The 13,280-nt window shown below is 33.2% G+C and carries 12 protein-coding genes; 3 read left to right on the plus strand and 9 right to left on the minus strand.

Annotated features, from left to right (window positions below):
* Positions 1-24 precede the first annotated feature (24 nt).
* From LXH21_RS09715 to LXH21_RS09725, 3 genes are all read right to left on the minus strand, one after another.
* Positions 25-1,362: a DEAD/DEAH box helicase gene (locus LXH21_RS09715; protein WP_239865262.1), complete on the minus strand. Its 1,338-nt coding sequence runs from the start codon at positions 1,360-1,362 to the stop codon at positions 25-27.
* Positions 1,363-1,406: 44 nt separating this feature from the next.
* On the minus strand, positions 1,407-2,975 hold the full coding sequence (locus tag LXH21_RS09720; RefSeq protein ID WP_239865264.1) for a DEAD/DEAH box helicase: 1,569 nt from the start codon (positions 2,973-2,975) through the stop codon (positions 1,407-1,409).
* Between the two features lie 104 nt (positions 2,976-3,079).
* A complete protein-coding gene (locus LXH21_RS09725; protein ID WP_239865266.1) occupies positions 3,080-3,607 on the minus strand; it encodes a DUF6155 family protein in 528 nt (175 codons plus the stop codon).
* A 98-nt stretch (positions 3,608-3,705) separates the two neighbouring features.
* Between LXH21_RS09725 and LXH21_RS09730 the strand changes: the two genes are divergently transcribed.
* Positions 3,706-3,990, plus strand: a complete 285-nt coding sequence (locus LXH21_RS09730; protein WP_239865268.1) for a DUF3817 domain-containing protein — start codon at positions 3,706-3,708, stop codon at positions 3,988-3,990.
* Between the two features lie 63 nt (positions 3,991-4,053).
* Here LXH21_RS09730 and LXH21_RS09735 read toward each other — a convergent pair whose 3' ends face one another.
* Positions 4,054-4,446 carry an acyl-CoA thioesterase gene (locus LXH21_RS09735; protein ID WP_239865270.1) on the minus strand — a complete coding sequence of 131 codons (393 nt, stop codon included), beginning with the start codon at positions 4,444-4,446 and terminating at the stop codon, positions 4,054-4,056.
* A 66-nt stretch (positions 4,447-4,512) separates the two neighbouring features.
* On the opposite strand from LXH21_RS09735, the gene LXH21_RS09740 reads away from it, so the two are divergent.
* On the plus strand, positions 4,513-4,917 hold the full coding sequence (locus LXH21_RS09740) for a glyoxalase (RefSeq protein ID WP_239865271.1): 405 nt from the start codon (positions 4,513-4,515) through the stop codon (positions 4,915-4,917).
* A gap of 71 nt (positions 4,918-4,988) precedes the next feature.
* On the opposite strand, the gene LXH21_RS09745 is transcribed toward LXH21_RS09740, so the two are convergent.
* From LXH21_RS09745 to LXH21_RS09765, 5 genes are all read right to left on the minus strand, one after another.
* Entirely contained in the window at positions 4,989-5,684 is a 696-nt protein-coding gene (locus LXH21_RS09745; RefSeq protein ID WP_239865273.1) for a DUF4240 domain-containing protein, read from the minus strand.
* Positions 5,685-5,733: 49 nt separating this feature from the next.
* Positions 5,734-7,389: a M1 family metallopeptidase gene (locus LXH21_RS09750; RefSeq protein ID WP_239865275.1), complete on the minus strand. Its 1,656-nt coding sequence runs from the start codon at positions 7,387-7,389 to the stop codon at positions 5,734-5,736.
* Between the two features lie 36 nt (positions 7,390-7,425).
* A complete protein-coding gene (locus LXH21_RS09755) occupies positions 7,426-8,862 on the minus strand; it encodes a leucyl aminopeptidase family protein (protein ID WP_239865276.1) in 1,437 nt (478 codons plus the stop codon).
* Positions 8,863-8,934: 72 nt separating this feature from the next.
* Complete coding sequence (locus LXH21_RS09760) at positions 8,935-10,041, minus strand: alpha/beta hydrolase (protein WP_239865292.1); 1,107 nt, start codon at positions 10,039-10,041, stop codon at positions 8,935-8,937.
* Between the two features lie 168 nt (positions 10,042-10,209).
* Positions 10,210-10,881, minus strand: coding sequence for a uracil-DNA glycosylase (locus tag LXH21_RS09765; protein ID WP_239865294.1), 672 nt, complete (start codon positions 10,879-10,881; stop codon positions 10,210-10,212).
* A gap of 155 nt (positions 10,882-11,036) precedes the next feature.
* Here LXH21_RS09765 and LXH21_RS09770 point away from each other — a divergent pair, with 155 nt between their 5' ends.
* Positions 11,037-13,205, plus strand: coding sequence for an endonuclease MutS2 (locus tag LXH21_RS09770; protein WP_239865296.1), 2,169 nt, complete (start codon positions 11,037-11,039; stop codon positions 13,203-13,205).
* Positions 13,206-13,280 lie beyond the last annotated feature (75 nt).

The raw sequence follows: 13,280 nt of genomic DNA on the forward strand, positions 1-13,280 counted from the left end.
TAATTAATATTCTTATTTTAGTTTTTAGTTCTTCTTTAATTTTTTCACAGGTTTCTCTGCTGGTGTATTTTTATTTTGAAGTAAATAATTAGCTAAGATCTTCTCTACCAATTCATCCTTGGTCAAATGATGAAAAACGGTTTTTATTTTAGCTTTTAATTCTGAATCGACTTCATGGTTCGGTTTTGTTTTAAAAATTTGTTTTGCCCATAGTAGCGTATTATTCTCTTCTATACTAGCTTCAGAAGGTTTCTGAAAAGGGTGAAATTTAATTCCGAGTTCTTTTTCAAAATCAGCGATTTCTGCTACTTCTTCTTGTTGAAGAACTGTTAGTGAAAGTCCTTTCGCTCCAGCTCTTGCTGTACGTCCGCTACGGTGTACATATGCTTCATGCACGTCTGGCAAATGGTAATTTACAACATAGGACACTTCCTTAACATCTATACCTCTAGCAGCTAAATCTGTAGCAACTAAAATATTGATATGTCCTTCACGAAACTGCTCCATTATACGGTCACGAATACCTTGGCTCAAACTACCATGAATTGCTCCTGATGAAAAGCGGTTAATGGCAAGGTTTTTTGCCAATTTATTTACGGCAGCTTTCGTCTTGCAAAAAATAATTCCTCGTTCTCCGTCTTTACTATTTAAAAAGTGCATCAAAACATCTAGTTTTTCAATAGGATCTACCACTATATATTGGTGGTCTATCCCTTGATTCCCTACAGTTTCCATACTAGCACTCACTTGTACTACATTTTTATTCAAATAATTCTGAATCAACTGCTTGATGGTACCGGGCATGGTAGCAGAAAATAAAATTGTTTTGTGCGCTTTTGGCAATGCCGCTACAATTGTATCTAAACTGTCTTTTAATACCGTTACCATCTCATCTGCTTCATCCAATACCAAGAATGATGCTGTTGATAAATCTATAGCTTTACGCTCGATTAAATCTATCAAACGACCAGGTGTTGCTACAACAATATGTGTTGTTGATTTTAAACGCTCCATCTGCGGTTTAATCGGAATTCCACCGCAAGTTGCTGCTATCGAAATTTCTGGAGAATATTTTGCAAAAGATTCTAAATTATTAAAAATCTGATGGCCTAATTCTCTAGTTGGTGCCAAAATTACGGCCTGAACAGCTGTATTAGCAGTGTCAATTAATTGCAATAATGGTAATCCAAACGCAGCAGTTTTACCAGTTCCTGTCTTTGCAATACCTACCAAATCGGTAGTATTACTTAGAAGTAACGGAATGGTCTTTTGTTGAATTTCTGTAGGTTCAACGATGTTCAATTCGGTAATTGCTTTTAGAATTGCTGCTGAAATTCCTAAATCTAAGAATTGTTTTGACATTTGAATGTTATTGTTTTTAATGAAATTAAATGATGAATATACGATTAATCTTCGTTTTCTTCCTCGTCTTCTTCTTCCTCTATTTCACGTAATATTTTCTCTCTATATTTTTTTCCTATCAGTAAGGTTAACTTTAATGTGTAATCTTCAACAAGCCACTCACGATAGTTTTTACTACACTGACTCAAACATTTTGAATACCGTTTGATGCGGCAATCTATGTCTGCACTTAACTCTTTTGACAGCATTCTAGCATCTCTTAATTCTTCTGTATTATCTACACACATTGCTGCATGCTGATCAAGTGACTTTTCTAATACCACTTTGGAACGTAAATTTTGAGCAATTGCCAGCTTGTGCTCTTCATCTACATCAAAGGTTACATCAGCCGTTTTACTAAACTTTGCGCGTAATTCAGGTGGCATTGTGTATTTAAAATGCAATTCTATTTCAGAATCATCTCTTAAATTTTCCAAATAAAATTCTGGTGATTTAAAAATATGTTGCCAATTGACAGGTTCGCTCCAAAGACCAAAACGTGCCGCATTGTTACCTAAATCAATCACAGAAAATTCATCTTTCGCAGGTAGCTTACGTGAACCACGACCAATCATTTGGTAATACAATGTCAAAGATTTCGTAGCTCTGTTCAAAATAATTGTTTCTACTGTTGGCTCATCAAAACCAGTTGTAAGAATCCCTACCGAAGATAAGATAGCATCTGACGTATGTTTAAACCAATGTAAAATTTCTTTTCGTTCTTCATTACTGCTCGTATTATCTAAATGGCGTACCGGATATCCCGCTTCTCTAAAAGTTTCATAGACATAAAGAGAGGTATTAATACCGTTATTAAAAATCAAAGTTTTTTTACCCAAAGATCTTTCTGTATACGCATGCAGTAATTTCTCTTGCATTAATGTATTCGTATACAAGTCATCTGATGACTTCACCGTGTAATCTCCATTAATACCAACTTTTAAAGATGTCAAACCTACATCATAGCTGTATGTAACCGCTTTTGCCAAGAACCCCTGATCAATCAATGAAGCAATAGTATCTCCTACTATTAATTCATCGTAACTTTGATGCATAGGTAACTTAATGTTGGAACTTAATGGCGTAGCCGTTACACCAAGAATGAATGCATTCTTGAACGAGCTCAATAATTTTCTAAAAGAATTATAATGCGCCTCATCGATAATAACTAATCCGATATTATCTAAATGAAGTTTTTCATCATTGATACGGTTTTTTAAAGTCTCAACCATCGCAACGAAACAAGAGTATTCGTTTTGATCTGGTAGATCTTTTACCTTACTATTAATGATTTTATTTTTTACACCAAAACCTTTAAGCATCTTTGAAGTTTGCTTACATAACTCAATTCTGTGAGTTAATACAACCACTTTCTTCTGATGTTTTGAGATGTATCTACGTACTATCTCTGAAAATATTACTGTCTTTCCTCCACCTGTTGGTAGCTGATATAACAAGTGATGTTGCTTCGGTCCATTGTCTATGCGTTCAAAAATGGCGTCAATATCACCTTTTTGATATGCATAAAGTTCTTTTTTGTCTTCCTTATCTACTTCTAAAATATGTTCGAGCATGCCTATAATTGAGTTTTTGCAAAAATACGTCTAAAAAACAGGTAAACCATTATATTTGAAAAAAAAGAAACAGAATATTCAAATAAATAGGAATTTTATTCACTTTAATAATCAAATGTCTCAATAATCGCATTAAATTGAGCCTTATTTTTCCATTTCTGATCTACGGTTTCCTTATGAATCGCTATAATTCTGCCTTTAAAATCAGGCAAAATGCCATTCGAAATAACAAATTGTACCACTTGTTCAAAAGAATTGAGCATACTTTTATAAAAAAGCTCTTGCTTTATGAAATTATCGGCTGAAAATGTTTGCGCGATTTCAATATTATAAAGCATTAAATCGGCAATTACAAATGAGTCTACACCTAATAGTACAAAGTGCTTTATCAATTTTTGAGCAACAGAACGACGTAATTTTGGCCTGCTTCTTCTACCCGATGCTTTAATGGGAAAATATTCATTAGAAATTTTGAGTTTGCTCTCTTGTAATAAAGAATCTTCCTTTGGATTAAATACAAAATTATAATACACCTTTACTGGTGGAAATTTTTCGTACAGCTCGATTATTTGATCTGCAAGTTGCTCTTTGTTTAATTCTGATAAATACTTTTTTAAATCTCTCTTACTCATAATCTAAAATTACAAACCTATTGTTAAAATAGTGAATTACATGCTTATCAAACCAACGATATTACTTATTTTTGCTCGAAATAAAAAAAATAAAACAAATGCTTAAGATATTTAAAATTGTCGCAATTCTTGAAGGAATCTCCTACTTGGCTTTATTTTCTAACATGCTTTTTATCAAACCTACTAACTTTGATTTGTACCACACACTTTTATATCCAATTGGTATGAGTCACGGTGTTTTATTTATTAGCTATATAGGTCTTGCGGTTTTACTTAAAAATGCTCAAAACTGGGACTGGAAAACTTTTGGTATTATCCTTGCGGCATCTTTAATTCCTTTCGGAACTTTTTATGTTGAGAAAAAATATCTTGCATCTGCTTAATTTATTTCGAATATAAAAAAGAAGTTCTGATTTATACCATTTGAGGTATTAATTAGAACTTTTTTAATTTTCGGCAATTCTGTCTTTCACAAATTCAATTTCTGTTTTACCATGCGCTTTTGGTTTACCGTCTGTCCCGAGGTTTACCATAGTTGTTGCGTCAATTGTGATTATAGTTTCTCTAGTCATCATGTTACGTGCTTCGCATTTTAAAGTTAGCGAGGTGTGTCCAAACTTAACGACAGCTATTCCAATTTCGATCACATCTCCTTGTCTGGCTGAGCTACGAAAGTTTATTTCGGACATTGACTTAGTAACTACCTTCGAATTTTCTAATTGTATTATGGAGTACAAAGCTAGCTCTTCGTCTATCCAAGCTAATAATTGTCCGCCAAATAAAGTTCCGTTTGGATTTAAATCTTGGGGCTTAACCCACTTTCTTGTATGAAATCTCATGTTTATTATTTTATATTGCTAAAATACAACTTGCTAAAGTTATTTTCGTTAATTTTAAATAAAAAAATGAATCAAAGAGATCTGTTTTTAAAGGAATTTAGAGGAGAATCAATAGGAACTATTAATCCACAATCATCATCAGACGAGAATTTTCAAAACCAAGTGCTGCGCCCCATTTTAAAGTTGCAGAATGATTTATTTATTGCTTCTTTCATCAATTACATCACCAAATACAAAAAAGATTTTTACAGTTTATCAGTAGAGCAAAAATTGATAACTGTAGAAAATGCCATTCAAAAAGATATTAAATATCGAAACGCGCTTAAGGGAATGGTCATTGCGCTATTTACTGCCGATGAGTACAATACATACGTTAAAAACTCCTCCAGTCTAAACAAGCGAATGATGAGTATGCTTACAGAGCGACTAAAAAGTCAAGTGCAACTTTTTGAAGAAAAGACGAGTTTATAATTTTAAAATCTAAAAATTTTAGTCCGTGATCGTATGATTAAAATCAATTTTCACTTCTATGTTTTAGCAGATTAGTTTTTCCACAATTTGCCAAACAATTGTGGACAAACTTTTTGCATTGTTTTGGGTTCATCAACATTCCAGTCAAAAGCAATTAATGGATAGTGCTCATCATTGGTTACAAAAGTTTCATAATCCATGTAGTCATAGATTTCGTGATCTGTTTTGTTTAAAAAGGCATTCATAGCCACAAACCAAAAACCTTCAAATTCGTAAGAGTCCTTTGCCAAATTCACTTCACTTATTAAACTGTCTGGATTTTCAACTGCTTTATAATATACATCTTTACCCTTTGATATAATCCAACATCTAAAATAATCAAAACCTCCATCGGTACCACTATTCATAATGTATGCAGCACACCAAAGATGAGATTTGTAACTATCAAAAAGCAATTTATCTGTTCGTAATCGGAAGCCAATAATTTCTTTAGGTGTTAATTTCTGAACCTCATTAGTAATAAATATTTCTTTATCTGCTTGACCAAGATTTGCTTGATTTGCTTTATCAATTATGGACCAGTATTGATCTTCGTTTAGCATTTCTGCTGACTTTTCAAAATGAATAGAGTCGAAAACTACAGAGGCTAGTACTTCATTGACGGGAGTTGTCTTTGTTTCTTTTTCATTAGAAATGACACTGTTTTGAGCCGAACATGCGGCACCATACGATAGAAAAACCAATAAAAATGTGGTAGCTTTTTTCATAAATAAAGAAGAAATTGATGTTTCAATTCGTGAGTAAAATTAGTGATTTTTATTTTCCAATTTGGTCTTTGGTACTATAAAAATTGCTATCAATCTCAATCTCCTCAATTTCTGAGCTAATTGATTTGGATTTCCATTCCTCAATGGGGTTTAACCACTTTACCTTTTTACCTATAGTCACTTTTATAGGCATATCAAATCCAGAAACGCAATTGGCCCATCGATACTGTAGTTTTCCATTAGTGATTTTATATTCAAATGAAGGTACTCTACGATCTCTAAGGTACTGATTAAAGACAGATGAAATATCGCGATTAAAATAAGAAGAAATATAATTTTCGATTTGCTTCGTAGTGACAATTTGATGGTAAAAGGTACTATTTAAACCTCTTAAAAGCTTTCTCCACTTTTTATCATTATCCATAATCTGCCTTAATGTATGTAACATGTTGGCTCCTTTAAAATACATATCACTTGAACCTTCATCATTCACATTGTAAAAACCAATGGGAGGTTTATCGTTAACTATGTTGCGACGGGTTCCTATAACATAATCATATCCTGCTTGTTTACCATAATAATACTCAACAAAAAGACTTTCAGAATAACTAGTAAAACTTTCATGGATCCACATATCAGCTCTGTCCTTATTGGTAATATTATTACCAAACCATTCGTGACCAGATTCATGGACTATGATAAAGTCAAATTTCAATCCCCAACCTGTTCCACTCAAATCAGTTCCGCTGTAACCATTTTGATAATTATTGCCGTAACTGATGTTACTTTGATGTTCCATTCCTAAAAATGGGGTCTCTACCAATTTATAACCATCTTCATAAAAGGGATAAGCTCCAAACCAATACTCTAATGCCTTTAGCATGCGACTTACATCTTTAAATTGATCCTTAGCTTTCTCTACATTATCCTTTAATACATAGTAGGTGCAATCTAAAGAGCCTTTTTCTCCCTTATACACTTCTGTAAACGATGTATAATTGCCAATACTGAAATTGACACCATAATTATTGATAGGATTAACTACAGACCAATTATAAGTTGTGGTCGCATCATTAAAAATTTCCTTACCTCTTAACCTTCCATTTGAAACAGCAATTAAATTGGAAGGAACATTCAAACTTATATCCATGCTTTCAACTTCATCATACATATGATCCTTATTAGGCCACCACACGCTTGCTCCAATTCCCTGGCAAGACGATGCTATGAAGTCACTGCCATTTGTGTCTTTCTTCCAGACAATACCACCATCCCAAGGAGCGTTGATCGCAGATTTAGGTTTTCCTTCGTAAATAACTTCTATAGTATTAACAGTACCTTTTAATTGCTTTTTAAACAAAGTCACAAAATAGGCATTTCCATTTCTTGCGAATTTTAGATCAGATCCATCTTGTATTATCTGAGTGATCCTCAGAGGTTCTTGCAAGTCGATTTGCATCGTATCATATTCATCTAAAACTAAATAAGTTATTTTATTTGAACCTATAATTGAGCTGTCTTGAGGATTAATTTTTACACTAAGCTGATATTTTTTAAGATCCCACCAAGACCTTTCCTTTGTTATAGTTCCTCTTAAACTATCTTGTTGAGTAAACTGCGTTAATTTATCCTCTCGTGTTTCCTGTGTCCAAGCAATGCTAGAACTAATTAGTAAGAATAAACAGAATGTAAAATTATTTTTCATGGCAGTAGACTATAATATAAATGGAAGATTTGACGCTTATAAATTCTCTATAAAGTGAGCTAGCAAATGAACACCGTATGCTGTAGCATGTTTGGACTTTGCAAATTCATCATCACCAAATGCAACACCTGCAACATCTATGTGTGCCCAAGCCATGTGTTCGTTTGTAAAATATTCTAAAAATTTAGCCGCGCTAATTGCTCCAGCCACGGGTTTCCCACTGTAATTTTTAACATCAGCGATACAACTTTCGATATCCGATTTATAGGCATCCCAAAGTGGTAATGGCCATAATCTCTCACCAATTCTATCCCCAGATAGCTGAATTTTATTAGAGATTTCCTTATTATTAGTAAAGAGTGCAGCGCATTCATGCCCTAATGTCCCCACGGCACTTCCAGTTAATGTTGCAATATCAATTATGTATGATGGCGCATAATTTTTTATAAGATAAGATAAACCATCTGCCAAAACCAAACGTCCTTCGGCGTCAGTGTCAATAATTTCAATGGTTTTTCCGCTGTAACTAGTAATTACGTTGCTAGGAAGAAAAGATTTTGAATCTACAGCATTTTCTGCACAAGGGACTATAGCTGTTACTTTTATAGGTAGCTGTAAATCGGCAATCAACTGCATTGCGCCAAATACTGCAGCCCCTCCTGCCATATCACATTTCATTTGTAACATACCTGAAGTTTTAATATTAAGACCGCCTGTATCAAAAGTAATTCCTTTACCAACTAGTCCAACATGTTTTAAAGTAGTAGTGCTTTTATCCTTTGGTTCATAGCTCATTATTACAAATTGAGGCTCATGTTGACTTCCTTGCCCTACAGCTAGAAAAGCTCCTAATCCTTCTTTTTCAGCCTCCTTTTGACCTAATATTTTGACATCAAAGCCAAATTTGTTACCGGTATTTTGAGCCCAGTTCGCTAAATACTTTGGAGTAATTTTATTAGGTGGTAAATCCACAAGTGCTAGAGTTTCGAGTTGAGCAGTAGCAATTTTTATTGCTTTCGCAGTCGATTTTGTAAAATCTACTTTTGACACCAGTTGCAAAGTAAAATCTAACTTTGAAAACGGATGAGAGTTCTTATTTGTTTTATAATGTCCTAGGTCATATGTTCCTAGCCACAAACCGCCTATAATGGCTTCAAACTGTAAATCAATCATTTGATCAGGTACAATTAAAGCTACTTTAGCTACTAGATGCTCCTTTTGTCTAATGGAAACTCTTCTAAAGAGATTTTTTAATTCTATGTAATCAATTGTCTTACCAAGACCTATAAAAATTAAAATGTTATCATTTTTTTGCGTAATGTAAATGGAGTCTTTTTTACCACAAAAAATTATCTTTGGTATTTCGAATTCATTATAATTAATGGATAGAGATGAATGGTCAGAATATTCGAATATTGGAATTAAAATCGTTCCTTTAAAATTACCGATTGTAGGTATAGTGGTTACTTTCATATTATATTTTTAACTACTAATTTTTAAGAATTAGAGTAGTACTATTTTATTTATCGTTAAAGATTTAAATGTTTAAAAAAATAACCATTCGATAGCTTTTGGAAACTCTTTGCTCCAATAAGTTTCATTGTGTTCTCCATTTGCATTGAAACTTAGATTAAAGTTTTGTCTGCCAGTAATAAATTTATTTTCTAATAAATGGTTCTCTAATTGCTTGGTACGCCCTACCCTATGTTCTCCTTCTTGTCCACCTACATAGAGATATATTTTAGTTTCTCTTTGAACTTCCTCCAGTAAACCATAACTAGTATCTTCCAGTAATGCGGGAGAGAATATCAATAATCTACCAAAGATTGTGGGATGTAAAAGACCGCCAAAAAGGCTAATTAAAGCACCCATCGAACTTCCACCAATTCCCGTATGATTTACATCTGTTTTTGTTCGAAAATTATTATCAACATAAGGTTTTAAAGTCTCTACTAGAAATTCAAGATATTCTCGCCCTTTTCCTTTTCCTAGTGATGTTGTGTTTGCGCTGTATTCTTGCTCTCTATTATCACCAGCATGCTCAACTGCAATTATAATAACATTACCAACTTGATGTTCTGCCATCACGGCCAGTTTTTTATCTATTTCCCAATTACCTAGATCCTCATTATTATGAAAAAGATTTTGAGCATCTTGCAAATAAATCACCGGATATTTATCTGTCGTATTATCATAATTGTGTGGTAACAAAGCCCAAATTTTGCGAGTGGTCTCCAGTTGTGGAATTGTGAACTCGTCAGATAATAAAACTACTTGTGGCAAAAAATTAGGTTTGTAGGGTGACCACTCCCTTTTCCACTTAACGACATGTTCCCTTTGTACACCTGATTTTAAATTAGTGGAACGATTTGGAGTACTTTCCTCCTCTTCACTTATTTCCACTGCGTTCCAATCTCCTTTTGTGAACTTATACTGCAACGTTTCTGGAAAAGTAAAATCGACACTAAACTTATAGCGGTAAGTTGTATCTCCAACCTGTTCTAATACATATTTGGATTCCTGAGTACACCAATTATTAAAATTACCAGTAATATAGATCGGTCGATTATCTATATCGTCAGTGGTTAATTCAATATAAAGGTCGTTGCTATTAGCTGAAATAGAGTTTATTGTGGTATTATTAAATGTCATTATAAGCGGTATTGTACAGAAAAAAATTTATAGTCGACAAAGATAGCAGATTATTAATAGTTTTTGAGAACCAAGTCGAATTTCAACGGTTTACGATGATTAATTTTAATGATTTCGACTCAAACAAAAATCATTAGGTAACAGAACTACAATCTAAAAACTATTATTTTACAACCAAGTAATAGTACTTAAACCTTTCGCCTTTAAATAGTCATTAGTCTGACTGAAATGTTTATTACCAAACCATTTTCCTTGATTAGCGCTCATTGGTGAAGGGTGTCCTGATTCCAACACTAAATGCTTACTTCTATCAATCTTTGCTCCTTTTTTATGTGCAAAGCCTCCCCAAAGTAAAAAAACTACATTTTCTTTCTCATCGGAAATTTTCTGAATTACAGCATCAGTAAAGACATTCCATTTTAAATGTTTGTGACTGTTCGGGCTATCTTTTCTAACAGTTAGGGTCGCATTTAAAAGTAACACTCCTTGCTTAGCCCAATGTTCCAAATTACCAGTGCTTGGCAAAAAAATCGAACTTAAATCATCGCATAATTCTCTGTTTATATTTCGTAATGATGGTGGAATGCGAACTCCATTGTTAACAGAAAAACTTAAACCATTCGCTTCTCCTTCTCCATGGTAAGGGTCTTGTCCGATAATCACAACTTTAATATTGGAAAATGAACAATTTTCAAAAGCTGAAAAAATTAATTCTTCGGGTGGAAAACAAGTATTCTCTTTATATTCCAATGACAATGCTTCTTGCAAAGCATAAAAATATGGTTTTTGAATTTCGTTAGATAAGATCTTTCTCCAATCTGATGGTAGTGATAATTCCATAATAAACAAGTTAGTTTGCAAAGATACATAGAGAAAACAGCATGATTTATAAACTATGCACATTATCTCACTTAAACTTTGTGAAAACTTCGTGAAAGGCTAGCTAATAATCTATACTATTAGTTATTTTTGCATAAAAGAATCTCATACAAATAATGATATCCATTACCGAAAAAACGTTACAAGATTTACAATTTCCTACTGTACTCGAGACTATCTCGGATATGTGTAATACTGATATAGGAAAACAAAAAGCACTTGAAATCACTCCTTTTAGAGACGAAGAGACTTTGATGGCGGCTTTAAACCAAACCTCAGAATATGTTTCTTCTTTTCAAAATAATAACAGTATTCCAAATCATGGTTTTGAAGCGGTTACGCACGAAATTAAATTTCTATCAATTGAAGATAGCTTTCTTGAAGTTGGCGGTTTTAGAAAGATTGCGAATCTCTCGGCTACAGTAAATTTTTTATTGAATTTTCTTCGAAAATTTGATGATTATTATCCTGAAATTAATCGACGTGCAGCACAAGTTGAATTAACCAAAGAACTAATCACACAAATTGACGCAGTTGTAGATAAATACGGCGAGATAAAGGACAATGCTTCACCAGTATTGATCGATATACGTAGAAATATTAACTCTGTACGTGGCAAAGTGAATCAAAGTTTTGGAATCGCTTTAACACAGTACAATGGCTTAGGATATCTAGACGACATAAAAGAAAGTTTTGTGCAAAACCGACGTGTTTTAGCAGTACTTGCAATGTACCGCCGTAAGGTTAGGGGAACTATACTAGGAAGCTCAAAAACTGGAAGTATTGCTTACGTAGAACCAGAAGCTACTTTGCGCTATTCGCGAGAATTAAGTAATTTAGAATACGAGGAAGCAGAAGAGATAACTCGAATTTTGAAGAAGTTATCAAATGGCGTGCGTCCTTTTTTACCATTGTTAAAACAGTACCAAGACTTTTTAAGTGATGTTGACGTGATAGCTGCTAAGGCTAAATATGCAGATCGCATTAATGGTATTATGCCCACAATAAGCAATAATAGAAGGTTGTATTTTAGAGATGCTTATCACCCTATTTTGTATTTAAACAACAAGCAAAAAAAGGAAATTACTCATCCTCAGACAATAGAATTATTACAAGAAAATCGAATTATTGTAATCTCAGGTCCAAACGCAGGGGGTAAAACTATTTCCTTAAAAACGGTAGGATTATTGCAATTAATGCTACAATCTGGAATGTTAATTCCTGTACACGAACGTTCAGAAACATTTCTTTTTGATCGAATAGTAACCGATATTGGGGACAATCAATCTATTGAAAATCATTTAAGTACCTATAGTTACCGACTTAAAAACATGAACTATTTCTTAAAGAAGTGTAACAATAAAACAATGTTCTTAATTGATGAATTTGGAACTGGTTCTGATCCTGAATTAGGTGGTGCCTTGGCTGAAATATTTCTAGAAGAATTTTACCATCGTGAAGCTTTTGGAATTATAACTACCCACTACTCCAATTTGAAAATCTTGGCAAATGAATTGCCTTTTGCAACAAATGCAAATATGTTATTTGATGAAAAAACTTTAGAACCAATGTATAAATTGGTTTTGGGACAAGCTGGTAGTTCGTTTACATTTGAAGTTGCTTTAAAGAACGGTATACCATTTAGTTTAATTAATCGCGCCAAAAAGAAAATTGAGGTTGGCAAAGTTCGTTTTGACAAAACCATAGCGACCCTTCAAAAAGAACGTTCCAAGATGGAGAAGACTTCGCAAACGTTGAAAGAAGAAGAAACGAGAGCACGCGAAGAAGGAAAAAAGATGGAAACTATAAATGTAAAAATAAAGCAAAAGTTGGAAAGCTATCAGGAATTATATGATAGCAATCAAAAGACGATTTACATTGGGCAAAAGATCGAAGATATTTCAGAGAAATATTTTAATAACAAGAATAAGAAAGACTTAATTGGAGAGTTTTTAAAGATTATCGAAATTGAGAATTCAAAACGCAAAAAAGCTAGTCCAAAAGAAGCCAAAGCAATTGTACAAAAGAAAAAAGAAGTCATAAAAGAAGTCGAAGTTCAAGTGGAGGAAATTCGAAAGGAAAAGAAAGAGAAAAAATTAAAACCAGTTGTTGTAAAACCTACGCATATTTTAAAAGTAGGTGATAGAGTGCGTATGTTGGACGGAAAAGCAGTGGGAAGTATTGATAGTATCGAAAAAAAGAAAGCCACTGTAAATTATGGTATCTTTACTTCTAAGGTCAATTTAGATGAACTTGAATTAGTTGAAGCTGTAAAGAAAAAATAGAGGATACTATTTAATTAGTTTTAAAATTTATTATATTAATTTTAATCTATATCATCGTGCAAAAAGCGGCAAACC

Origin of the sequence: Flavobacterium algicola (assembly GCF_022399565.1) — a bacterium.
GTDB lineage: Bacteria > Bacteroidota > Bacteroidia > Flavobacteriales > Flavobacteriaceae > Flavobacterium > Flavobacterium algicola.